The organism is Echinicola sp. 20G (genome assembly GCF_015533855.1).
In the GTDB taxonomy this organism is placed as follows: domain Bacteria; phylum Bacteroidota; class Bacteroidia; order Cytophagales; family Cyclobacteriaceae; genus Echinicola.
In genome coordinates, this window is record NZ_AP024154.1 from 1,012,154 (window position 1) to 1,035,525 (window position 23,372).

The 23,372-nt window shown below is 41.2% G+C and carries 23 protein-coding genes; 11 read left to right on the forward strand and 12 right to left on the reverse strand.

What is annotated here, in order from left to right:
- Positions 1-39: 39 nt before the first annotated feature.
- From prfA to prmC, 3 genes are all read left to right on the forward strand, one after another.
- On the forward strand, positions 40-1,116 hold the full coding sequence (prfA, locus tag JL001_RS04430; RefSeq protein ID WP_200974951.1) for a peptide chain release factor 1: 1,077 nt from the start codon (positions 40-42) through the stop codon (positions 1,114-1,116).
- 110 nt (positions 1,117-1,226) lie between these two features.
- Positions 1,227-1,763, forward strand: coding sequence for a GNAT family N-acetyltransferase (locus tag JL001_RS04435; protein WP_200974952.1), 537 nt, complete (start codon positions 1,227-1,229; stop codon positions 1,761-1,763).
- Between the two features lie 424 nt (positions 1,764-2,187).
- Complete coding sequence (prmC, locus tag JL001_RS04440) at positions 2,188-3,033, forward strand: peptide chain release factor N(5)-glutamine methyltransferase (protein ID WP_200974953.1); 846 nt, start codon at positions 2,188-2,190, stop codon at positions 3,031-3,033.
- 5 nt (positions 3,034-3,038) lie between these two features.
- Here prmC and JL001_RS04445 read toward each other — a convergent pair whose 3' ends face one another.
- The 11 genes from JL001_RS04445 to JL001_RS04495 all read right to left on the reverse strand — a co-directional run bounded on the left by JL001_RS04445 (position 3,039) and on the right by JL001_RS04495 (position 13,931).
- Positions 3,039-4,076: a hypothetical protein gene (locus JL001_RS04445; protein WP_200974954.1), complete on the reverse strand. Its 1,038-nt coding sequence runs from the start codon at positions 4,074-4,076 to the stop codon at positions 3,039-3,041.
- Between the two features lie 532 nt (positions 4,077-4,608).
- The gene (locus JL001_RS04450) at positions 4,609-5,532 is read right to left on the reverse strand and encodes a hypothetical protein (protein WP_200974955.1); all 924 of its coding nucleotides are present in this window, start codon (positions 5,530-5,532) and stop codon (positions 4,609-4,611) included.
- Positions 5,533-5,594: 62 nt separating this feature from the next.
- Positions 5,595-7,295: a GMC oxidoreductase gene (locus JL001_RS04455; protein WP_200974956.1), complete on the reverse strand. Its 1,701-nt coding sequence runs from the start codon at positions 7,293-7,295 to the stop codon at positions 5,595-5,597.
- 15 nt (positions 7,296-7,310) lie between these two features.
- Positions 7,311-7,862: a gluconate 2-dehydrogenase subunit 3 family protein gene (locus tag JL001_RS04460; RefSeq protein WP_200974957.1), complete on the reverse strand. Its 552-nt coding sequence runs from the start codon at positions 7,860-7,862 to the stop codon at positions 7,311-7,313.
- A 168-nt stretch (positions 7,863-8,030) separates the two neighbouring features.
- Positions 8,031-9,374 (reverse strand): cell envelope integrity protein CreD, encoded by a 1,344-nt coding sequence (gene creD / locus JL001_RS04465; RefSeq protein ID WP_200974958.1) that lies wholly within the window; start codon positions 9,372-9,374, stop codon positions 8,031-8,033.
- 51 nt (positions 9,375-9,425) lie between these two features.
- A complete protein-coding gene (locus JL001_RS04470) occupies positions 9,426-9,716 on the reverse strand; it encodes a transcriptional regulator (protein ID WP_236252712.1) in 291 nt (96 codons plus the stop codon).
- Positions 9,713-10,330: a hypothetical protein gene (locus JL001_RS04475; RefSeq protein ID WP_200974959.1), complete on the reverse strand. Its 618-nt coding sequence runs from the start codon at positions 10,328-10,330 to the stop codon at positions 9,713-9,715. Before JL001_RS04475 ends, JL001_RS04470 begins: the two co-directional genes overlap by 4 nt.
- Positions 10,331-10,448: 118 nt before the next feature.
- A complete protein-coding gene (locus JL001_RS04480; protein ID WP_200974960.1) occupies positions 10,449-11,576 on the reverse strand; it encodes a P1 family peptidase in 1,128 nt (375 codons plus the stop codon).
- 43 nt (positions 11,577-11,619) lie between these two features.
- Positions 11,620-12,087, reverse strand: a complete 468-nt coding sequence (locus JL001_RS04485) for a nucleoside triphosphate pyrophosphohydrolase family protein (RefSeq protein ID WP_200974961.1) — start codon at positions 12,085-12,087, stop codon at positions 11,620-11,622.
- A 114-nt stretch (positions 12,088-12,201) separates the two neighbouring features.
- The gene (locus JL001_RS04490) at positions 12,202-12,972 is read right to left on the reverse strand and encodes a hypothetical protein (RefSeq protein ID WP_200974962.1); all 771 of its coding nucleotides are present in this window, start codon (positions 12,970-12,972) and stop codon (positions 12,202-12,204) included.
- A 185-nt stretch (positions 12,973-13,157) separates the two neighbouring features.
- Complete coding sequence (locus JL001_RS04495; protein WP_200980306.1) at positions 13,158-13,931, reverse strand: superoxide dismutase; 774 nt, start codon at positions 13,929-13,931, stop codon at positions 13,158-13,160.
- 220 nt (positions 13,932-14,151) lie between these two features.
- Here JL001_RS04495 and dapF point away from each other — a divergent pair, with 220 nt between their 5' ends.
- The 5 genes from dapF (at position 14,152) to JL001_RS04520 (ending at position 20,995) form a co-directional block, all read left to right on the forward strand.
- Entirely contained in the window at positions 14,152-14,925 is a 774-nt protein-coding gene (gene dapF, locus JL001_RS04500; RefSeq protein ID WP_200974963.1) for a diaminopimelate epimerase, read from the forward strand.
- Positions 14,926-15,036: 111 nt separating this feature from the next.
- Positions 15,037-18,420, forward strand: coding sequence for a preprotein translocase subunit SecA (gene secA, locus JL001_RS04505; protein WP_200974964.1), 3,384 nt, complete (start codon positions 15,037-15,039; stop codon positions 18,418-18,420).
- A 9-nt stretch (positions 18,421-18,429) separates the two neighbouring features.
- Positions 18,430-18,987 (forward strand): hypothetical protein, encoded by a 558-nt coding sequence (locus tag JL001_RS04510; RefSeq protein WP_236252713.1) that lies wholly within the window; start codon positions 18,430-18,432, stop codon positions 18,985-18,987.
- Position 18,988: 1 nt separating this feature from the next.
- On the forward strand, positions 18,989-20,179 hold the full coding sequence (locus tag JL001_RS04515; RefSeq protein WP_200974965.1) for a M20 family metallopeptidase: 1,191 nt from the start codon (positions 18,989-18,991) through the stop codon (positions 20,177-20,179).
- 45 nt (positions 20,180-20,224) lie between these two features.
- Positions 20,225-20,995 carry a S1/P1 nuclease gene (locus tag JL001_RS04520; protein ID WP_200974966.1) on the forward strand — a complete coding sequence of 257 codons (771 nt, stop codon included), beginning with the start codon at positions 20,225-20,227 and terminating at the stop codon, positions 20,993-20,995.
- 27 nt (positions 20,996-21,022) lie between these two features.
- Here the strand turns inward: JL001_RS04520 and JL001_RS04525 are convergent, their stop codons facing one another.
- The gene (locus JL001_RS04525) at positions 21,023-22,024 is read right to left on the reverse strand and encodes a GlxA family transcriptional regulator (RefSeq protein WP_200974967.1); all 1,002 of its coding nucleotides are present in this window, start codon (positions 22,022-22,024) and stop codon (positions 21,023-21,025) included.
- A gap of 115 nt (positions 22,025-22,139) precedes the next feature.
- Between JL001_RS04525 and JL001_RS04530 the strand changes: the two genes are divergently transcribed.
- From JL001_RS04530 to JL001_RS04540, 3 genes are read left to right on the forward strand one after another with little or no spacing between them, the layout of a single operon-like run.
- Complete coding sequence (locus JL001_RS04530) at positions 22,140-22,550, forward strand: VOC family protein (protein WP_200974968.1); 411 nt, start codon at positions 22,140-22,142, stop codon at positions 22,548-22,550.
- Between the two features lie 5 nt (positions 22,551-22,555).
- Positions 22,556-22,978: a VOC family protein gene (locus JL001_RS04535; protein ID WP_200974969.1), complete on the forward strand. Its 423-nt coding sequence runs from the start codon at positions 22,556-22,558 to the stop codon at positions 22,976-22,978.
- Positions 22,975-23,370: a DoxX family protein gene (locus tag JL001_RS04540; RefSeq protein WP_200974970.1), complete on the forward strand. Its 396-nt coding sequence runs from the start codon at positions 22,975-22,977 to the stop codon at positions 23,368-23,370. The genes JL001_RS04535 and JL001_RS04540 overlap by 4 nt, the downstream gene beginning before the upstream one ends.
- The last annotated feature ends 2 nt before the right edge of the window (positions 23,371-23,372 follow it).

Here is a 23,372-nt window from a genome sequence, read left to right on the forward strand (position 1 = left end):
TTATTTTCTTAATTTTGCTTTTCGAAAAGAAAAAACACTATGCTTGATAAGTTAGAGCACATAAAGGACCGATTTGAGGAAGTAGGGCAATTGATCATTCAGCCGGATGCCATGTCCGACATGAGTAAATACACCAAGCTCACCAAAGAGTACAAAGATCTTGAAAAGATCGTTGCAGTCTATGATGAGTATAAGCTGGTTTTGGAAAACATTGATAGTTCCAAGTCCATTTTGGAAAATGAAAAGGATCCTGACTTCAGGGAAATGGCCAAGGCAGAATTGGATGAGCTAAAAGACCGACAGGTGGTGTTGGAAAAAGACTTGAAGCAAATGCTGATTCCCAAAGACCCTAACGATTCCAAAGATTGTATCCTTGAAATTCGAAGTGGAACAGGTGGAGATGAGGCAGCTATTTTTGCAGGTGACCTCTTCAGAATGTACCAGCGCTTTGCTGAAAAACAAAACTGGAATCTTACCATTCTGGATTTGACCTTTGGCTCTGCTGGTGGCTATAAAGAAATTATCAGTACTGTTTCTGGTGCCGACGTCTATGGGATGCTCAAATATGAATCTGGCGTCCACAGGGTTCAGCGAGTACCTGCCACCGAAACGCAAGGAAGAGTACATACTTCAGCAGCTACAGTTGCTGTTTTGCCAGAAATGGAAGACGTAGATGTGCAGATTGACATGAATGATGTCCGAAAGGACACTTACTGTTCATCAGGACCCGGTGGCCAGTCTGTAAACACCACTTATTCAGCGGTAAGGCTTACTCACGAACCCACTGGAATTGTGGTTACCTGTCAGGATCAGAAATCCCAGATCAAGAACTTTGAAAAAGCTTTGAAAGTACTAAGATCCAGGATTTATGAAATCGAATTGGCCAAACACAATGAAGCAGTGGGCGCTCAAAGAAGGTCCATGGTGGGCAGTGGTGACAGGTCTGACAAAATCCGAACCTATAATTATCCACAAAGTAGGGTAACCGACCACAGGATCAACAAGACGGTTTATAATTTACCTGATGTGATGGAAGGAAATATTGAAGAGTTTATCAGCGCTTTGCGATTTGCAGAAAATGCTGAACGACTCAAAAACAGCGGCATGGAGGAATAGTTCTCCATGCTTTTTTTATTTTTTAACCTAAAGCTTACTTTTTGATATTTGGGTATGAATTATGTGATAGATGAAAAATCCAATCAGAAATTCTAAACCAAACATTCTAAATGAAAATCCAAGGAGCAAATGATATTGCTTTAGTATCCTGGGGCGGACAGCATTTCCACAGTTTGTACCCGCTCGCCAACAATCCGGCAATTGCCAAAAATTTGAAAGACAGTTTCCCTCAACCTTACACTATTCATGACGCTCGGTTCTGGATTGAGCATAACATAAAATTCAATCCTCCTCAAAATTTTGCTATAGAGAAAAATGGCACCTTAGTAGGTTCTATAGGTGCTGAAAAAGGCAAAGACGAACTAAGAACCAATATGGAAATAGGCTTATGGATCGGAGAGCGTTTCTGGGGACAAGGAATTGCGACCGAAGCCACAAAACTTTTTATTCGCCATCTTTTTGAAAAATTTCCTGTCCAAAGAATCTTTGCTACTGTCTTTGACTTTAATATTTCCTGTATGAGGGTTATGCAGAAAGCCGGACTCCAAGAAGAGGCCATTCTCAAAGGTGCTTATATAAAAAATGAAAAGATAGGAGACATATATCAGTACGTGATGTTAAGAGAAGACTTCAATAGCAATCAATGATTTTTTAAAGCCATACTTTACAGTAACTACTTGTGTGTCCTTTAAACACCATCACTTCCGTTATCACAAATAAGGTAAAACAATATGCCACTCATCTCAATTACCACAAAAAAAGGAAACATTAAGGATGAAGTATAACACCTTAATGTTTCCAAAATATGTATTGAGTCAGATTAAAAAAAGGAACTGTGGTAGTTATCCTTGATTTCGTTTTATAATTTCTTTATAACGATCTGAATATAAATAAAAAAGCACAAAAACCAACCTTAATTTAATCTTAATTTTTAATAGAAAATTTCTATTAAAAAAAATATACACAAAAAAATCATGATTTAACCTGACTATATTTCTTTAATTCCTAGATCAAGGACATTTTAAATTTTTTAAAACTTCTCCTTAACTTTGTATAAAAGTCATACTATTTATGCTTTCAGCCCGAGAACTTTATCAATCTACACAATCAAGGCTAAACGTCCTGTATCCTCCACAAGAGTCACAAACATTGGTTTATTGGCTAATGGAGCACTTTTTAGCTATCAAAAGGGCAGATATACTAAAGAACGTAGAAATCAAGAATCTTACAGCTGCTTTTGAGCCAGCAGTAAAAGAACTGGAGAAAGGGAGACCTATTCAATATATTTTAGGCGTAGGTCCTTTTTATGGGCGTGATTTTAAAGTAAATCACTCAGTGCTTATTCCGCGTAACGAAACGGAAGAGTTGGTTCATTTAATTATAAATGAAAACCCAGATCAAGACCTTAAAATTCTTGATATAGGCACAGGGACCGGCTGCATCCCCATTACTCTTTTTCTTGAAATGGAAGCCGTTAAAATTGCGGCTCTTGACATCAGCAAGGCTGCATTGGCCATCGCTAGGCAAAACGCCACTGAACTGAATGCTGACATTGATTTTTTTGAGAGAGACATATTAAAAGAAGAAATTCCAATTTATGGCTTGGATATTATCGTCAGTAATCCTCCTTATGTCCGTGAGCTTGAAAAAGCAGAAATGCATCAAAATGTACTGGAGCATGAACCACAACTGGCTTTATTCGTAACCGATGATGACCCTTTGATTTTTTATAGAACCATTGCCAAAAAGTCATTGGATGCATTGGTGCCCCATGGAAAGATTTACTTTGAAATCAATGAGGCCTTCGGTCATGAAATGCACCAAATGATGGCTTCATTGGGATATGAAGCCATTAAAATCCATCAAGATATGCAGGGCAAAGACCGTATCCTATCTGCAGTCAAGCCTTTAAGCTAATAAAATCAATGTAGCCTTTCTATTGCCAATGACCTAACCTCGGCATTACTGTCTCGCCTTGCAATCTCTGCAAGTGCACTTTGACTGAAAAGGCGACTAACGGCAATCTTTCTGACCTCCACATTATTGTCTTGACGAGCAATAGTCGCTAGGGTGCTTTGACTCGTTAGACGGCTGACCGCTATTTTCCGGATTTCTACATTAGATTCCTGACGGGCCACTGTCGCAAGCGTGCTTTGGCTGAAGAGCTTATTCACCGCCAGTTTTCTTACCTCAACATTGCTCTCCTGACGAGCTATGGTCGCCAAGGTACTTTGACTTGTTAGGCGACTGACCGCTATTTTCCGGATTTCCACATTAGATTCTTGACGGGCTACTGTGGCAAGTGTACTTTGGCTGGAGAGCTTATTCACTGCCAGTTTTCTCACTTCAACATTGCTCTCTTGACGAGCTATGGTCGCCAAGGTACTTTGACTTGTTAGACGACTGACCGCTATTTTCCGGATTTCCACATTAGATTCTTGACGGGCTACTGTGGCAAGTGCACTTTGGCTGGAGAGCTTATTCACTGCCAGTTTTCTCACCTCAACATTGCTCTCCTGACGAGCTATGGTCGCCAAGGTACTTTGGCTTGTTAGACGGCTAACCGCTATTTTCCGGATCTCTACATTAGATTCCTGCCGGGCTACTGTCGCAAGTGTGCTTTGGCTGGAGAGCTTATTCACTGCCAGTTTTCTCACCTCAACATTGCTGTCCTGACGAGCTATTGCCGCTAAGGTGCTTTGACAGGAAATTTTGCCTACTATTTCCTTCCTTAATTCTAGATCTGATTCATTTAATAAAGCAGCATATAAGTCATTTTGAGAAGAACAATCATCAGCAAAGATTTCCTCTGATGATGTTGATTTAATGGTAATGATAGGAGTGATGTCAAAAGGACTGGTTGTTTCTAAAACGAACGACTTCTCATGGTGATCATAATTTGCCGTGAAACAAGAGGTCATGGTCCATAAAAGACCTAAAACAATCAAAATATTTTTCATCAAAGAACCATTTAAAAGTTAACAATTGAAAATAGTCCTAATTCAACAAATTACAAAAATAAGCTTATTATAATTACCTATTTTTAACACTGTTTACCTAAGCAAACAAGAACCGCCCTTGCAAATTCCTTGACTGCTTACTTGGGTGACTCTTGATCATTTTTTGCTAAAATCGCGGAAACAACCGGGTAAAGGATATAATCCATTTTTTGCACTATATGTTATTTCATGAGTCAGTTCCATTAAAAAGCATAAAAAAACCTCTACCTTCAAATCATTGATTCAGGTAGAGGTCAATCAAATCAACCGCTTAATTTGATTTTTTTTACAATGTTTGGTATTAAAAAACAGAGATTGGTTCTTCATAAAAGTAGCTTTCACTTTTCATTGAAGCACCCTCACCTACAAAAATCCATCGTACACACCAAAATTAGGGACAAGTCTATCAAGATAAAATACTCTTTTTCATGTAATTATCACATTAAGAAATGGCAGGACTTTCTTTTCATTTCCAAATGGCGCTTTTAAGCATTTACTCTTTTAGGGGGGCAACATTCTTAACCCAAAATACATAATCCTGATAATCACCATTTGTTGCTTCTTCGAAACAAATCAAATATTGATCAGGTAAAATCCGACCATTACTTGTTCTTACAGGATAAACTCTACAAGCGTGCTCAGCATGATTTGGATAGAATTTCTTGTTCCAAGCATCCTCTGAATAGGCAATATGTGAAGGACTTGTAGTGTAAAACCCAAATGTCTGTTCGCCCGGGTCAAAGGTCATTCCCCCTTCCTTTAAGCCTGGAAATAAAGTTTGGTGTTCCGGATACTTGTCATCCCCTTCCAATATCCCCACTTCTTGGAGTTGAGGCTCAATATTATCCAAAAAGTAATAGCCAAATGGAAGCGTAAAGGCAGGACTGTATCGGGCCACGGGAATCATTTCAACCACACCTGGCTTCGCCTTTTTAAACTTATTGACCGCCAGTTCTTCTCCCTCTAAGTCAGGTTCTATATGATTTGCCAAGCTCGACCAGCCAATATCAGTTCCCAAGCCAAGAGTTTTCAACACTTCAGCTAATGGAGGCTCATTTTCTCCTTCAAGCGCCTTCGTACTCAAACCTCTCAGTTGGTAATATTTTGCATCTCCTCCTCTATTACCCACTTTAAACCTTGCGTGGGCAATACCTACAAACGAACTATCAGGCCGAAAAGAAACGATGAGCTTGGAAGGAAGTATTGAATCAACTTGAAAATAAGAAGCGTCTTCTCCGCTAATTTCAAAATCCAATTCAGTTGACTTTACATTCTCCTGATCAATGTATATTATTTTCTCTTTGCTGGAATTTCCTTTAATCGCTGAAAAGATGATTTCTTTATTGTCAGCAAGTTCCTGCCCTATGGCAAAAGGGGAATAACATAATAAAAACAAGATGAAAACAGTGAATTTCATTGGTGATCTGGTTAAGGTGGGCATAAAAAAAGACCGAATTACTTCGGCCTTTCTGGGTCAATTTATAAATTCTGTTTTTTCAATTCTTTCACCGCATGGTCACAAGCTCTTGCCGTAAAGGCCATATAAGTCAATGAAGGGTTTTGACAGGCTGACGATGTCATGAAAGATCCATCTGTAACAAATACATTTGGAACTTCATGCATTTGGTTGAAACCATTAAGTACAGAAGTTTTTGGATCACGTCCCATCCTTACTGTACCCATTTCGTGGATACAGTGACCTGGAGGCGGAGCACTGTCATAAGAACGAATATCCTTAGCTCCTACGGCTTCCAAAATATCCACTGCACTTTGGCGCATGTCTTTTCTCATAGCCTGCTCATTCTCTTTGAATTCACAATCTATATCCAAAGTAGGTAGTCCATATGCATCTAGTTTATCATGGTTGAGTGTCGCCTTGTTCTCATAATAAGGCAGGTGCTCTCCCCAAGATCCAATACCGAAACTCCAGTCTTCGCTAGGCATTGTTTTGGACATTTTGAAATCGGCACCAATTCCTTCCGGCCCTCCTTGTCCACGGCCTCTTCCCGCACCACCTTGGTAACCAAAGCCCCGTACATAATCGTCTCGTTTGGTTGCCTCACTGATATTTCTAAATCGAGGAACATAAATACCATTCGGCCTTCTACCATAGAAGTACTTATCTCCAAAGCCCTCTATCTTTCCTGAAGCTCCAACTCCATAATGGTGATCCATCAGGTTATGACCTACTTGTTCGCTACCATTGCCCAATCCGTTCGGGAAAGCGTCCGAAACGGAGTTAAGTAAAATCCAAGAAGTACCTAATGTTGAGGCATTCAAGAAGACTATTTTAGCATAGTACTCTGTGTATTCCTTGGTCTCAGAATCCATGATTCTTACTCCTGAAGCTTTGCCAGACTCTTTGTCATAAAGCACTTCCGTCACTATGGAATATGGCCTTAAAGTCATATTTCCAGTTTGCATCGCCGCGGGTAAGGTTGCTGAATTACTGCTGAAGTATCCTCCAAAAGGACAGCCTCTGGAGCAAAGGTTTCTGTATTGGCAAGGTCCTCTGCCATTGATGGCTGTGGTGGCATGTGCCGCCCTACCAATGGTAATAATTCGATCATCAAATTTTTCCTTGACCCTCGCTGCAACATGTTTCTCCACACAATTCATTTCCATCGCTGGCAAAAAGTGACTGTCTGGCAATTGAGGAAGCCCTTCAGCTTGGCCAGAAATCCCAGCAAATTTCTCCACATATTCATACCAGGGAGCCAAGTCCTTATACCGTACTGGCCAATCTACTCCATATCCATCTTTGGCATTCGCCTCAAAGTCAATATCACTTAACCTATAGCACTGACGTCCCCACATTAAGGAGCGACCTCCAACATGATAACCCCTGAGCCAATTAAAAGGCTTGATCTCGTTATAAGGGTTCTCCTTATCATTTACCCAGAAATGTTGGGTATCCTCACCAAAAGCATAACACCTGCTTTGGATTTGATGGTTTTCCTTTGTCTCTTTAGTTGCCCACCCATGATGGTCAAGCTCCCAAGGGTTCAAGTTGGTGGTTGGATAATCTTTGATGTGCTTTACATCTCGTCCTCTTTCCAGCACCAAAGTTTTCAGGCCTTTTTCACAAAGTTCCTTTGCGGCCCACCCCCCACTGATACCAGATCCTACAACAATTGCGTCATAGGTATTTTCTTTATTAGCTTTAATATTTAAGTTCATGATTTTGGGTTTAATTTACGCCCAAGCCTTCTGGCCCGGTTTAAGATCTACACATCCTTCATATCGACCAGGCACTAACTCATATCGAAGTGCTTGTGTGGCCCCTGCTTCGGAAGAAAAGTAACCAAATAAGGTAAGCTCCTTAATGACTTTATACCCCCTTACCAAGCCTTCGTCCAAGCTTTCATCTTTACCGTAAACCTTACTGTCCAAATCACTCACTGCTGCTATTCTTTCCTCGGATGATGCAGAAGAAAAACTTCCTTCTTCATTCAGGTAGATCAACGCCGCAGAAACTTTTTCCCGGTCTTCCTGTGAATAACAGTCCTCCAACATTTTCACCATAAATGCTCCAATACCGATTGCTTTGGCACCTGGTGAATCTGGAGTCTCGGGGATAATAATATCCCCTATTTCAGCCATCATTTGAGTTTCCTCATCCCCGAAAACTCCCACAACAGCATCCTTTGAGCGGGTACATCCTTGCTGAAATACAGCTAAGGTAGACACAGAAAGTGCACTACCAAAAAGGACCGCCACGCTCTTCATTGCATCGCGTCTATTCATAACTTTCTATAGGGTTTACTTGATTTGAATCTTTGAAAATATCGATTCTAGCAGGGATAAAAAATTATTTTCTATAAAAAGCACTATTTGCTTATCATTTCATCCTTAGATGGATAAGCGGTAAACACAGAATCACCTCAAAAAGAGGTGATTCTGTCAAGATGTTGCCTATTCCTCTTTTCCCACACTCATCTTGTACCAATCTACATTTCTGGTAAAGTACATGGTCAAACCAAGGATGATAGTCAAACCGACACTTCCCATCAACAGGGCATAATCTGTGAGCTGGAGGGTTACGAACAGGAAGCTGTATGCTCCTATTAAGATGAGCACCAATAGGGCTGTCAATTTGCTTGCCTTAAATATGGTCAAGGAATACAAAGAGATCATCAAGATGACACAAATGGTAGCAACTCCATAGGCCAAATTAAAATCAGTATGCTCTGAAAGGGATACCAACAATACGTAGAATAAACTTAAAGCAAAGCCTACCAATGCATATTGAAAAGGGTGAATTTTTCTCTTGTTGAGGATTTCAACTAGGAAAAAGACCAAAAAGGTAATGATAATGGTCATCGCTGCATACTTGGCCGAGCGCATGGACTTTTGGTAATCATCCAAAGGCAAAATCAACTCTACGCCAAAAGCAGCCATTTGCAGATTGGCACTTTGGTTCGTATCCACCCAGCTTTGTGGAAAATTACGATTTAGCTGTAGCACTTTCCAATCGGCCTGAAAACCTTCCTCATTGATCTCTCTTTGGTCCGGTAAAAAGTTACCATCAAATTTTGGGGAAGTCCATGGAGAGGATAGACTAACTTCAGTAGTAGCCCCAACAGGCACAAAAGACAAATGCTGACTTCCCTGCAAGTTTAATGAAAACTCAAAAGGAACCTCTTGGCCTGCTTGGGACAACAAATCCGGTAAATCTATGGTAATTCCAGAAGTCAAGATCTCAGACACCTTCGAGCCAGGACTTACAGCCAATGACCTTTTACCCCATTGAAGCAGCACCTCTTCTTTGATTCCCCTCAGGTCAGAAATCCCTACAGTTAAGAAAGCCTGATCATATTGGATCTCCTTTAGATTGGCCATTTCAATTTTCTGGGAAAGATCAAAGCTCCCTGCTACCCTTAACTGGGACTGGTAGACCACCACCTCATAGATGCCTCTCCTCAGCTTATTGGGAACAATATCTCCACTCACTCTGAGCTCATGGGGTAATACATAGTAGTACTTCACCACCGTCTCCACTTTGTCCTGCTTTTCATATTCATACACTAGAGGAATGGTCAAAATTGGTCCATTTATTTGTTGGCCATTTGCCCATTTGGAACTTACCTCTTTCACAGCCTGATCATTGAGCGCCTCCCGCTCTCTAATGATATCCTGTACCATAGCTGATGGAATTAGCATCAATAAGGTCAAAATGGTAATCACAATTAATTTTAAGGTTACCGAATGACTGATCCAGTAACCAATTTTCTCGATAGGGGAATTTTCTGTTTTCATATTGTTTGATTTAAAAGTACTTTGAGATACAAAGTATATGGTTAAATTTTTTTACTTCAATAATTGCTCAATGGCTCTGATATGCTTTTCAAAGGCCTTGATTCCTTCGTTTGTTGCCGAGTATTTTGTATTCGGTTTACGATCCAAAAACTCTTTTTTAAAAGAAACATATTTACTTTTCTCCAATGATTTCAAGTGACTGGCTAAGTTACCATCTGTCACCCCTAGTAGGTCCTTAAGAGAATTAAAATCAAGGTAATCATTGACCACCAAGGCGGACATGATCCCCAGTCGGATTTTATTCTCAAAAGCCTTATTTAAGTCCTTTAATAACTCTTTCACGATCGATACTTTAGCTGCATGACCACTCCATACACAATGTGAAGAACTCCAAAACCTATGGCCCAAAATAGCAGGCCAAAGCCTACAAAATAAGCAGCGAGCAAACCTAACACTATTTCGGCCAATCCCAAACTTCTCACTTCACCCAAAGTATATTTGCTGGCATTGACCAAAGAAAGTCCATAGAAGATCAAGGTCAAAGGAGCAATCAAGCCAATCAAACCATGAGAAAGGAGAATCACACATAATATCCCTCCCGTTAGAATCGGAATAGCCAGGTTTATCAGGATGCGTTTAGTCTGATAGTCCCAAAGTTTCTGCTTTTTCTTTTGGGCGGTTCGCTTGGTAAACAACACGCCTGCCGCTATGGAACACAACAAAGTAACTGCCCCAATAACCATCAATTTCATGATGCTATCAGACGATATCAATATCGTGTTATAATCCAAATCAACCTGTTCTACATAGACTGATTTGTAAGCGACAAAAGCCGCAATCAATGCAAATACACCAGCCGATATACCAGACATTCCACTCAGTGAAATAAACTTGGAAGACCGGTTCATGATATCTCTGATATCCTTTAAATCCTCAATGTATTTTTGCTGTTCCATAGAAAGTACTTTGAATTACAAAGTAAATATAGAACAGATATTTTTTAAAACAAATAAGTGATTTGTTAAAAAATTTAAATGGCTAAATCAAGGCTCAACCAACCTTAAGAAATGGAGCTTAGTCTTTCGACATGTGCTTTAGCACCTCCTCTATTGGCAAAGCTTTGACTTGATGCCCTTGGTGGCCAGTCATATCCTGCGCTGCAAAAAGTGAATTGATAATAGCCTCTTCTGTGGCCTCAATGGTAGCTAAGAACAAACCACTCATATAATCATTATTGATCATGCTTTGCTCCAACAGCTCTTTACCGGCTGAATCATAAGGGATGCTCAGCCCCTCAGCCGTAGAGAAAGCCACTACATAATCTCCCGACCCATTGGAAGCAATTCCACCTGTCTTGGCCAATCCCATAATGGCCCTCTTGGCCATTCGTTTTAAGTTCCTCTCAAGAACTGGAGCATCAGTAGCCACGACGATCATGCAGGAACCATCTGCCGACTCCAACTGGTTTTTGAAAGCATATTGCCCATAGAGCTTGCCAAAGGGCATCCCATCTATTTGCAACACACCCCCAAAATTAGTCTGCACCAGCACTCCCACTGTATAACCCCCCAGCTCTTCAGGTAACTTTCTGGAAGATGTCCCAATACCTCCCTTAAACCCAAAACAAATCGTGCCCGTCCCAGCGCCCACATTACCTTCTTGCACCATTCCAGTTTTAGCAGACTGGATCGCTGCTACCACATCTTTCGGCTTGACATGGCGTCCCCTGATATCATTGAGATAACCATCATTGGTTTCTCCCACTACTACATTGACCGATCGCACATCGTCATTTTCCGGAAAAGAAAAAGTGTAATCAATTCCCCCTTCTATTCCTGCGGCCACGCTTAAGGTATTGGTCAGGATAATTGGCGTTTCAATATTTCCAAGTTCTTCTACCTGGGTAGTTCCTGCCAGTTTCCCAAAACCATTCCCCACATACACTGCTCCGGGGACTTTTTCTTGAAAAATATTCCCGCCATGTGGCAAAATAGCTGTGACCCCAGTCCTTACACTATCACCCTTGATTAAAGTTTGATGTCCAACCTTAACACCTTGCACATCAGTAATGGCATTCCATTGTCCAGGATGTAGCACACCAAACTCAAAACCATAGTCTCTCGCTCTTTTTTGACCAAACGCAGGGCTAACCAATAGGCTTCCGATTGCCATCAAGGCCAATATTCTTTTTAAAAAAATCATTTTGTTATGGGGTTAGTGGTTAGTGTATACGCTCTATTAGCCCTTATTTTCCCAATATCCCTTTTAAATCTGCGGGAGAGTAATTAACAGATTTCAGGGTCTTGCGGTCCTCTTTTCTAAAAACCAAAAACAGATCTCCTTCTTGTTCATAGAAACATTCAACTCCTTGAGCCTGGTAATGGGACATGGTCGCTTCGGCTTCCTCCACGGATTTACAAGCCTTACTCATATTTGACCGCTGCACTTCATCAAAAAGCTCCTTGAACTTATCCGCCAGCCCAAACTCCAAAACGGCACCTGCCAATACATACTGTATGTCACATAAAGCATCTGCTACCTCCACAATGTCCTCATTCTTAATTCCTTCTTCCAGTTCCCTTAGCTCCTCAGCAATCAGGGAAACCCTTAGTTTGGACCGATTTTCACTCGGTATGGTCGGAGAAGATAAAATGGGATGCTTAAAGGTTTCATGGAATGCTGCTACTGCGCTTAATGTTTTTGGATCTTTCATAATTGTAAAACTGTCATTATTGATGGGAACGAAAAAAAGTGAAATAACATCCAAATACAATAAAAGGCCAGAAAATTTCTGGCCTTTATGACTTACTTGGTCTCAAATTAACTTTTATTGCTTTCTAAGCACCACGGCGCTTTCCAAGTTATTCTCCACTTTACTGTACAATACACCATTTCCATCAACATTTTCTGGACCTATCTCCACCGTACCATCAGCATTGGCATCCAATGCCGTAGTCATATCCACCCCTTCGAACAAAGCTTCCATATCAAAAACAACAGACATATCTGTGTTTCCATCCACTTGATAACCATCGGTAGATTCAGCAGCAGCTCTAAGTTGCTTCTCAGCTGACAACCACACTTTGGTCGGTTTGCCCTCCATTTCACCCATGATCAAAAGTGACTTGTTTTTCATTTCACTTTCAGCGCTTGCTTCAGAATGCTGATAAAGCTTAAAAATCACTTCAGTGTAATTTCCATTAGGAGTCTCTCCTTCGCCGATCACTTCAACCTTACTTTCTCCTTCTTCCACCAAGGAAAGACTTTTTTCCTTAGCTACTTCTGAACCCAATTCTGCACTCAAGTTGGTCAACAATGTACCATTCCCGATACTGATCCCTGCACTAATTTCTGCTTGAGACACATACTTCATTTCCACATCCTTGGTTCCTACCTGAAAAGAAGTTACTGACATCGCCCCTACATCAACACGAGAATTTTCTGATGTGCTTCCTGCCTCTCCTTCAGCAGTAGATTTTAGCGTCACTTGGCTGTTACCTTCTTTTGGCATTTCTTCATCCTCGGAACAAGCCATCATCATCAACCCTAAGCTCAAGGGCATCATCCATTTTGCAATGTTTCTAGTTGAGTAATTCATAGTAATTAATTTGTTGGTTTAATTTCAATTCATTTACCAAACAAACAAAATGCCATAAATAGCAATCAACTTATTAATACTGTAAACAAACTGCATATAAACAATTCCTAACCCTTCAATAAAGCGAAAGCCAGGTTGGGAATCCCAACCTGGCTTTCGCTTACAATACTAAAAGACGCTAAATTTTAAACTATAGAATTGAAGCGATCAGATATAACTCCCCAATTCAAAACATTCCACCAGTTAGAAACATACTTTCCTCTTTCATTTTGATAGTGCAGGTAATAGGCATGCTCCCATACATCTATCCCCATTAAAGGGATTCCTTGAAACTCAGAAATGTCCATCAAGGGATTATCTTGATTTGGAGTAGATCCTACTTGCAACTTTTTGTTCTCATCAACTACCAACCATGCCCAGCCAGAACCAAATCTGCCTTTTGCGGCTCCTTCAAATTTCTCCACAAAAGCATCAAAACTCCCAAACGCTTCATCAATAGCTGATGCCAATTCACCCTCAGGCTTGCCACCACCTTCAGGAGACATGATGCTCCAGAAGAGTTCATGGTTATAGTGTCCTCCACCATTGTTTCTCATGGCAGTACTGTAGTTAGACACCTTCATAAGTACCTCTTCCAACGGTTTTTCCATATCTACCCCTTCTGCTTCACAGGCCGCCTTAAGTTTTTTGGCATAACCTGCAGCATGTTTGGTATAATGAATTTCCATGGTCATGGCATCTATATTAGGTTCTAAAGCAGCATAGTCATAAGCTAAGCCCGCCTGGGAAAAGCCTGTACTCAATTGTGCTACTTCTTCTTCCTCTTTTTCACTTGCACCACCACAAGCGGTTAGAAAAGCAGAGCCAACAGCGCTACTTCCAATACCGACTGCCAAAGTGGCCTTGGTACTTTGTGTTATAAAAGTTCTTCTAGAAGGATTAAATGAAACTTTTTTCATCATATTTAGAATTTTATTTCGAAATTCATTTGCTATTTATAATTATTTCAATCAATAATTTTATGATTGATTATAAGCAAGGTAATTAAATCATTACTAAAATAAAACCAATAATCAGACATTGCGTCCGAATTAATGACAAGTTGGTTATGTTTGTAGGATAATCGGAAAATGGATTAGTTTTTGAATCCCCGATTTTACTCATTATTAATAGAAGTAAATGGATTTATCATTTTATAAATATCAAGGAACGGGCAATGACTTTGTGATGATCGATGACCGTAACGAGCAATTTGATCATAAAAACCTGGAACTCGTCAGCCAACTTTGCGACCGAAAATTTGGAATAGGCTCTGATGGCCTTATCCTTATCCGCAACAAAGAGGGCTTTGATTTTGAAATGGTTTATTTCAATGCCGACGGTTCACAAAGCATGTGTGGTAACGGAGCGAGGTGCGCTGTAGCTTTTTCCAAGTTCTTGGGTATTATAGATGAACATACCAAATTTCTTGCCATAGATGGCCCCCATGAAGCAAGCATCCGAAATGGCCTTGTAGAATTGGGCATGGGTGATGTACACAGTATCTCCAATGCCGACCAAGATTATTTCGTCAATACAGGATCACCTCACCATGTTCGTTTTGTGGATGATGTGGAGCAATATCCCGTGGTAAAAGAAGGGGCTTCCATTCGCTATAGTGAAGCCTACCAACCTTCTGGTACCAATGTAAACTTTGTTTCTACTTTGGCTGAAGATGAGATTTATGTGAGAACCTATGAAAGAGGTGTGGAAGATGAGACACTCTCTTGTGGTACTGGAGTTACGGCATGTGCATTGGTCTACGGGTATCAAAACAAACTCAATCACGTGAAAATTAAAGCTTTGGGAGGAAACTTGTCAGTGAAATTTGCCGCAACATCTGACGGTAGCTTCAAGGATATTTTGCTGATAGGCCCGGCGGAGCAGGTTTTTAAAGGAACCATTAAAATTTAAGCAAAAACACAAAACAATAAATTGGTAGAAACCAGCCAATCAAGCTGCCAAAAACTACCGATTGTTATAAAAAGAAAGTAATTTTAAGCCCTATTACAATACACAATTCATATGTTAGACATGATTGCAAAAGGTCTGGCCAAAGTCTTCGGGACCAAGTCAGATAGAGATATAAAAGAATTGCTTCCCTATGTGGATAAAATCAATGCTGAATTTAAGCAGCTGTCCTCCATTTCCGATGAGGAGCTGAGAGCAAAAACCATTGAAATCAAAGGTACCATTAACACTGAACTAAAAACCTTTGATGACAACATTGCCTCACTAAAAGCTGAAATTGATGCATTGGCGGCCGATAAGGTACATGAAAAGGATGCCCTTTTTACCCAAATCGACAATGTAGAAAAAGACCGTAATGAAGCCTTGGAAGTGGTATTGGAAAAAGTACTGCCCAAGGCTTTTGCTGTTGTAAAAGAAACCGCCAGAAGATTCAAAGAAAATGGCCAGTTGAAGGTCAAGGCCAATGATTATGACCGTGAACTTTCAGCCAGAAAAGACAATGTAGAGCTCAGTGGTGAAGAGGCCATTTGGCACAATTCCTGGAACGCAGCTGGCAATGAGATCACATGGGACATGCTCCACTACGATGTGCAGCTGATCGGTGGTATTGCACTTCACAAAGGGAAAATTTCAGAAATGGCCACTGGTGAAGGTAAGACTTTGGTTTCCACCCTTCCAGCCTACCTAAATGCCTTGGCAGGAAGAGGTGTACACATTGTGACTGTCAACGACTACTTGGCCAAAAGGGATAGTGAGTGGAATGCTCCTCTGTTCGAGTTCCACGGCCTGAGAGTAGACTGTATCGACAAATACCAGCCCAACTCTGCCGGAAGAAGAAAAGCCTATAATTCCGATATCGTCTATGGTACCAACAATGAATTTGGCTTTGACTACCTAAGAGATAATATGTCCAGAAATGCCGATGATCTGGTTCAGGGCAAGCACCATTTTGCCATGATTGATGAGGTCGATTCTGTATTGATTGATGATGCCAGAACACCATTGATCATTTCAGGACCTATCCCTAGAGGTGATGAGCATGAGTTTTACGAAATGAAGCCAAGGGTTTCTACCTTGGTGGACGAACAAAGAAAATTGATTCAAGGCTATCTTACCGAAGGTAAAAAGCTTATTGCTGCCGGAAACCAAAAAGAAGGTGGTTTGGCTCTTTTCCGGGCTTATCGCGGCATGCCCAAATACAAGCCTTTGATCAAGTACCTTTCCGAGCCTGGTATCCGGGTAATTCTCCAAAAAACGGAGAACTACTATTTGCAGGACAATAAAAGAATGATGCCAGAAGCGGATGAACCGCTTTTGTTTACCATTGACGAGAAAACCAATACGGTTGACCTTACTGACAATGGTATTGAAGTTATCACCAAGAAAAACGAAGACTCCGGTTTCTTCATTCTTCCAGATATCGGCACAGAAATCGCCGAAATGGAAAAAGATGAATCCATTGATGATAAGGAAAAGCTGATTCGCAAAGAAGAAATCATCAAGGATTATGGTGTAAAAGCCCAAAGGATTCATACCGTAAACCAATTGTTGAAGGCTTATTGTATGTTTGAAAAGGACACCGAATATATCTTGGTGGATGGCAAGGTAAAAATTGTCGACGAACAGACAGGCCGTGTCATGGAAGGCAGAAGGTACTCTGATGGACTTCACCAAGCCATTGAAGCCAAAGAAAATGTGAAGGTAGAGGATGCTACCCAAACTTATGCTACCATCACCTTACAGAACTACTTCAGGATGTACCACAAACTATCTGGTATGACAGGTACTGCAGAAACTGAAGCAGGTGAGTTTTGGGAAATCTATAAATTGGATGTAGTTGTTATCCCTACCAACAAACCAATCCAAAGGGATGACAGGGAAGATAAAGTATACAAAACAGTTCGCGAGAAATTCAATGCTGTAGTAGACGAAATCAATGAACTGACAGACGCAGGAAGGCCAGTATTAGTGGGTACTACATCCGTGGAAATCTCCGAGGTACTCAGCAGAATGCTGACTTTGAAGAAAATCAAACACCAGGTATTGAATGCCAAGCAGCACGCCAAAGAAGCGGAAGTAGTTGCCGAAGCAGGAAAGCCAGGAACAGTGACCATTGCCACCAACATGGCCGGTCGTGGTACGGATATTAAATTGACTCCAGAAGCCAAAAAAGCAGGTGGTCTTGCCATCATTGGTACAGAAAGACACGAATCCAGAAGGGTCGATAGACAGCTTAGAGGTCGTGCAGGACGTCAAGGAGATGTGGGTTCTTCCCAATTCTTCGTGTCTTTGGAAGATAACCTTATGCGTCTCTTTGGCTCTGACAGAATTGCCAAATTGATGGATAGAATGGGACTGGAAGAAGGAGAAGTGATCCAGCATAGCATGATCACCAAATCCATCGAACGAGCCCAAAGAAAAGTTGAGGAAAACAACTTTGGTGTTCGTAAGCGCCTGTTGGAATATGATGATGTTATGAACTCCCAAAGAGAGGTAGTTTATAAGCGGAGAAAAAATGCGCTTATGGGCGAACGTCTTGAGTTGGATATTCTGAACGTAATGTTTGATGTTTGTGAAGGCATCATCGAAATGGCCAAGAGCACAGAAGACATAGAGAACCTTCGAATGAATATCTATAGTTCTTTAGGCATTGACCATAAGTTCAGTGAAGAAGATATCAAATCCAAGGATGCCGCAGTGCTTACACAAGAGCTGTTTGATGCTTCTTACCAAAACTATGTCACCAAAAACATGCGCGTAATCGAACGTGCCATGCCAGTTTTGAAGGATGTTTATGAAAACAGGGGAGCCACTGTCAAAGAGATCATGGTGCCGATTACTGATGGTATCAAACAAATCGGTGTGGTCATCAATCTGGAATCCACTATCTCTAATGAAGGAAGAGATTTGATTCGTGCCATTGAGAAAAATGTGACCTTGGCAATCATTGACCAAAACTGGAAAGAGCACCTAAGAGATATGGATGATCTGAAGCAGTCGGTGCAAAATGCCGTTTACGAACAGAAAGATCCGTTATTGATCTACAAATTTGAAGCATTCGAAATGTTCAAACGATTTGTAGGCAAACTAAATGAGGATGTCATTTCTTTCTTGGCCAAGGCTGAATTGCCACAGCAAAACCCTGATCAGGTGAGAGCTGCCCAAGCGCAAAGACAACCTGAACCTAAAGTTCAAGCTTCCAAAGAAGACGCCAACAGTACTTTAAATCCTCACGCCAACCGGGCCGCAGCAGCTGCTGCCGCTGCAAACAGAGGAGCTGAAAAACAAGTGGTCGCTCCAAGAAAATCTGAAAAGGCATATGGTAGAAATGACCGTGTTTCTGTGCAGTACCCTAATGGAAACGTGAAAAAAGATGTAAAATATAAAAGTGTTGAGCAGGACATCGTTTCTGGCAAGTGTATTGTTATAGAAGACTAAAAACAATAAATGATGAAGCAGACTTTTTCCCTATTGCTATCGGTTTTACTCCTTGCGAGTTGTGCCGGTAGTGGCAAAATGAGCAAATCGGCAGCCGCTTATAACAACTACAGTGAAGACCTCTCTTATACAAGAGTGACTTTTCCTGATTTGCCTGAAGCAAATCAATTGGAGCCCGTAAAAAATAACGGGCCTGTTAGTGCCGATGCCGGTGATCCAGTGGATGCTGATCTGGCAATAGCACTTGACAATTTTGCCCAGAAAAATGCGGACAGGGAAGTTTACAATGGCTTCACCATTTTAGTTTATAGCGGTATCGATAGGGACGAAGCATTCAAAGCAAGAAACCAGCTTTACAATACCCTGCCTACACAAATCAAGGCAGAAATGGAATATGAACAACCTCGATATTTGGTCAAAGTAGGTCAATACATCAACCGCATAGAGGCTCAATCATTGTTTCATACCATCAAAAAAGACTTCCCGGGAGCCAGAATAATTCAACAACGCTTTGGAAAAGAAACCGAAGAGGATGAAGAAATTGATGCAGAAGTAGGAACCAACTAGTATGCTAAAGGATAAAGTAAAAGATTTGGCTGCTCAGCTGCTCAGTCAAATCACTGACAATAGAAGACACATCCATGCCAATCCGGAACTTTCATTTGAAGAGCACCAAACCAGTGCCTTTGTGGAAGAAAATTTAAGGAGCATTGGTATCACCAAGATTGAACGCAAAGCTGACACAGGACTTGTAGCATTGATCGAAGGCAAAAATCCTGAGAAAAAAGTCATCGCCTTGAGAGCAGACATGGATGCCCTGCCCATAATCGAACAAAATGATGTGCCCTATAAATCCAAGAATGAAGGGGTAATGCATGCCTGTGGACATGATGTGCACACTGCTTCCCTTCTTGGCGCAGCCAAAATCCTTCATGAAGTCAAAGATGAATTTGAAGGAACCGTTAAGTTGATCTTCCAGCCCGGAGAAGAAAAGATCCCTGGAGGAGCATCATTGATGATCAAAGACAAGGCTTTGGAAAACCCAAGACCAAGTGCCATTGTTGGGCAACACGTGATGCCACTAATCGATGCTGGAAAAGTAGGCTTTCGCAAAGGCATGTACATGGCCAGTGCCGATGAACTTTACTTGACTGTCAAAGGCAAGGGAGGACATGGTGCCATGCCAGAAACGCTAGTAGATCCTATTTTAATTGCTTCACATATTATTGTGGCCTTGCAGCAAGTGATCAGCCGCAATGCTAGTCCTAAAATTCCTTCGGTATTGTCCTTTGGACGCATAGAAGCCTTAGGGGCTACCAATGTGATCCCAAATGAGGTGAAAATCCAGGGAACCTTCAGAACACTGAATGAAGAGTGGAGAGCAGAAGCCCACAAAAAAATGGTTAAAATCGCTGAAGGGTTGGCCGAAGGTATGGGAGGTGAAGTAGATTTTGAAGTAAGAAAAGGATATCCATTTCTGCAAAATGCACCTGAATTGACAGATCGAGCCTATAAAGCTGCTCAGGAATATTTAGGTGAAGAAAACGTGGAAGATTTGGATATTTGGATGGCAGCAGAAGACTTTTCCTATTATACTCAGGAAATGGATGGTTGCTTTTATCGATTAGGAATTAGAAACGAGGCAAAAGGCATCACCAGTGGGGTGCACACGCCTACTTTTGATATTGATGAAAGTGCACTCGAAGTGGGAGCAGGCCTAATGGCTTGGATTGCCATTAATGAACTTTCTGAAGGCTAATCTTCTTCGGTAAGTGCACGATTGTTTACGGACAAATCATTAAACATGAAGAAACTGTTTATTGCGCTTTTTTTGTGCACTTCAATGACTTTTCAATCTTTTGGTTGGGGTCAGAATGGTCACCGGGTAATTGGGCAGATTGCTGCTTGGCATCTCAATTCAAAAGCCCAAAGAAGCATTGCCAAAATATTGGGCCATGAATCCATCCCCATGGTCGCCAATTGGATGGACCAAATTAGATCAGACCATAATTACGATTACGCCTACACATGGCACTTCCTTACAGTTCATGAAGGCGAAGGCTATAACCCTGCCATTCAGGAAGAGGGTGGAGATGCTTATGAAACTTTACAGCGACTCATTGATGAGCTTAAAAACAAACCCTTATCGCTGAAGAAAAAGCAGGAAAACCTGAAAATGTTGATCCATATTGTGGGAGACTTGCACCAACCTTTACACGTGGGTACAGGAGAAGACATGGGAGGCAATAAGGTAGATGTTTATTATTTCAATCAAAAAACCAACCTTCATACCGTTTGGGACACCAAGATGATTGAAAGGCAGCACCTCAGTTATACTGAATTGGCCACTCACCTAAACAACAGAGCCGATAAACAAACAATTAAGGAGTTACAGGATGCTCCTTTGTCAGCATGGTTGGAGGAAGCAGTCTCCCTCAGACCATTCGTTTATGATTTGCCCGAAAACAAGCGACTTTCCTATGAATATGACTATAAATACTTCCCCATTATTGAAGACCGTCTTTTGGCAGGTGGAATCAGGTTGGCAGGAATCCTTAATGACATTTATGGTTAAGTAAGCAATGACCAACTATCCTGTGCGTTAACTGCCCTGCATTAGCGTCCTTTTGATCCTGCTTAAAGCATATTTGTCTCTATATTGAATAGGTGAAAGTCCTGTGATTTTCTTAAAAACTCCTCTAAAAGCCTTGCTGTCGGAATAACCAACATCATACATCACTTCATTGACCGTCTTTCGACCTTTTTCCAATTCCTGCTTGGCAGCCTCCATCTTGACCCTTTGGATGTACTCAACCACTGTATTTGAAGTGGCATTTTTGAATCTCCTTTCCAAGCTTCTTCTACCTACTCCAAACATTTGAGCCAATTCATCTACAGTTATTCTTTCCGTGAAGTTTTTCTCAATGTACTTCTGGGCTTTCAATATTTCTTCATCGTGATGTTCTTTTTGACCGGTAAAAAGGATGAAATGGGACTGGCTATTCCGGTCTATATCGATCATAAATGACTTTGCCGCCATCACTGCCACTTCCCTTCCCAAATATTTCTCAATCAGGTAAACCAATAAACTTGTAAATGAAAAAGCCCCACCACTCGTATATAAGCCGTCGGTATCCGTAATGATCTTATCATCCACCATAAGAGATTGGGGAAAGCGTTTTCTAAATTCATTAGCAAACTGCCAATGGGTGGCACATTGTTTTCCATCTAAAAGTCCTGTTGCGGCCAAGAAAAAACAGCCAATACATAAGCTGGCCACTTCGCTACCTCTTTTATAGTTTTTGATAATCCAAGGCATAAAGTCAGCATTGGCCTCAATCACCTCATCAAAATCTCCATGAATCGCCGGAATCACGATTAAGTCTGTACTCTCCACTTCATCAATAAGCTTTTCGGGATGAATCTCATATAAGCCAGTAGATTGCTGGGCAGGCCTGGATAGCCCTACCAGCTGAAGCTGAAAATAAGGAGGTTTGCCCTGACTAATCAGCCATCCATTAACCCAAGAAAAGATTTGATAAGTGCCTTCAATGTTAACCAAGCTAAAATGGCCACTCGGAACAACAATAGATACATTTTTCATAACACTAAGGTATTCAGAACCTTTGTCGCAATCAACCCTTCACATTGACGTATTTGCACTCCTTTATTCTTTCTTCTATCTTCTAAATTTGTAATGAACCTAAAATTTAAAAATTATGCCTTCTAAAATTTTTGTTAACCTACCTGTAAAGGATTTGAAAAAGTCCATGGAGTTCTTTAAGCACCTCGGATTTACTTTCAATGAGCAATTTACTGATGAAAAAGCGGCCTGCTTGGTCATTAATGATGGGAGCATTTATGCTATGCTTTTGACGGAGCCATTTTTCCAAGGATTTACCAAGAAAGCCATTGCTGACGCGACCAAAACGACCGAAGTATTGATTGCATTGGATATAGAAAGCAAACAAGCGGTCGATGACATGGTCTCCAAAGCCATAGAGGCAGGAGGGAACACTTATATGGATCCAGCAGATCATGGCTGGATGTACCAACACAGCTTTGCTGACCTCGATGGACACCAATGGGAGCTCTGCTATATGGATGAAAGTGCCTTACCAAACCAGTAAATGTGATGATCAATATTAGCCCATACCTTAGTTTTGACGGGAATTGTGAGGAAGCCTTAAATTTCTACCAAAGTTGCTTTGGTGGTGACATCTTTCTGATGAGGTTTCAAGACGGCCCTATGAAGGACCAATTTCCCGAAAGTCAACAAAGCCTGATCATGCATGGTGAGATGAAAAATGAAAACTTCACGATCATGGCCACTGACATGCAAGGCCCTGCGGGTCACCAACCAGGCAATGATATGTCGAATATCCTGACTTTTGATGATGAATCTCTACTGCGCAAGTGTTTTGCATTGCTCTCAGCTGGAGGAACAATATTGGAACCTGTAGGCCAACAATTCTGGGGAGATATATTTGGAGAACTTCGGGACAAGTACGGAAAAAAATGGAAAATGCTTTTACCCTTAAACCAACCCAACTCATGAAAAAGGATAAAATTATTTATTGGGTAAGCACATGGATCATTTTCCTCTGGGACGGGCTTATGCCTGCCCTGACTTCCCATACGGAATTGGCCGTAGAAGGCATACGGCATTTGGGTTACCCAGATTATTTCAGGGTAGAACTGGTTGTACTCAAGGTTTTGGGAGCATTGGCACTTATCATTCCCCAAGTACCTGATCGTGTAAAAGAGTGGGCCTATGCAGGCTTTGCCATTACTTTCATTTCGGCATTTGTGAGTCATTGGGCCATCGATGGCTTTGGTTTACAAACCATTTTCCCGCTATTTGTATTTGCCATTTTGTTGGTTTCTTACAGGTACTTCCATAAACTTCAAACCAAGAGCAATTTGGAAGAAAGTGTTTTGACAAACTAAAC

Coding starts and splice junctions, on each gene's coding strand:
- prfA (WP_200974951.1), top strand. CDS start 40: ATGCTTGATAAGTTAGAGCACATAAAGGACCGATTTGAGGAAGTAGGG.
- JL001_RS04435 (WP_200974952.1), top strand. CDS start 1,227: ATGAAAATCCAAGGAGCAAATGATATTGCTTTAGTATCCTGGGGCGGA.
- prmC (WP_200974953.1), top strand. CDS start 2,188: ATGCTTTCAGCCCGAGAACTTTATCAATCTACACAATCAAGGCTAAAC.
- JL001_RS04445 (WP_200974954.1), bottom strand. CDS start 4,076: ATGAAAAATATTTTGATTGTTTTAGGTCTTTTATGGACCATGACCTCT.
- JL001_RS04450 (WP_200974955.1), bottom strand. CDS start 5,532: ATGAAATTCACTGTTTTCATCTTGTTTTTATTATGTTATTCCCCTTTT.
- JL001_RS04455 (WP_200974956.1), bottom strand. CDS start 7,295: ATGAACTTAAATATTAAAGCTAATAAAGAAAATACCTATGACGCAATT.
- JL001_RS04460 (WP_200974957.1), bottom strand. CDS start 7,862: ATGAATAGACGCGATGCAATGAAGAGCGTGGCGGTCCTTTTTGGTAGT.
- creD (WP_200974958.1), bottom strand. CDS start 9,374: ATGAAAACAGAAAATTCCCCTATCGAGAAAATTGGTTACTGGATCAGT.
- JL001_RS04475 (WP_200974959.1), bottom strand. CDS start 10,330: ATGGAACAGCAAAAATACATTGAGGATTTAAAGGATATCAGAGATATC.
- JL001_RS04480 (WP_200974960.1), bottom strand. CDS start 11,576: ATGATTTTTTTAAAAAGAATATTGGCCTTGATGGCAATCGGAAGCCTA.
- JL001_RS04485 (WP_200974961.1), bottom strand. CDS start 12,087: ATGAAAGATCCAAAAACATTAAGCGCAGTAGCAGCATTCCATGAAACC.
- JL001_RS04490 (WP_200974962.1), bottom strand. CDS start 12,972: ATGAATTACTCAACTAGAAACATTGCAAAATGGATGATGCCCTTGAGC.
- JL001_RS04495 (WP_200980306.1), bottom strand. CDS start 13,931: ATGAAAAAAGTTTCATTTAATCCTTCTAGAAGAACTTTTATAACACAA.
- dapF (WP_200974963.1), top strand. CDS start 14,152: ATGGATTTATCATTTTATAAATATCAAGGAACGGGCAATGACTTTGTG.
- secA (WP_200974964.1), top strand. CDS start 15,037: ATGTTAGACATGATTGCAAAAGGTCTGGCCAAAGTCTTCGGGACCAAG.
- JL001_RS04510 (WP_236252713.1), top strand. CDS start 18,430: ATGATGAAGCAGACTTTTTCCCTATTGCTATCGGTTTTACTCCTTGCG.
- JL001_RS04515 (WP_200974965.1), top strand. CDS start 18,989: ATGCTAAAGGATAAAGTAAAAGATTTGGCTGCTCAGCTGCTCAGTCAA.
- JL001_RS04520 (WP_200974966.1), top strand. CDS start 20,225: ATGAAGAAACTGTTTATTGCGCTTTTTTTGTGCACTTCAATGACTTTT.
- JL001_RS04525 (WP_200974967.1), bottom strand. CDS start 22,024: ATGAAAAATGTATCTATTGTTGTTCCGAGTGGCCATTTTAGCTTGGTT.
- JL001_RS04530 (WP_200974968.1), top strand. CDS start 22,140: ATGCCTTCTAAAATTTTTGTTAACCTACCTGTAAAGGATTTGAAAAAG.
- JL001_RS04535 (WP_200974969.1), top strand. CDS start 22,556: ATGATCAATATTAGCCCATACCTTAGTTTTGACGGGAATTGTGAGGAA.
- JL001_RS04540 (WP_200974970.1), top strand. CDS start 22,975: ATGAAAAAGGATAAAATTATTTATTGGGTAAGCACATGGATCATTTTC.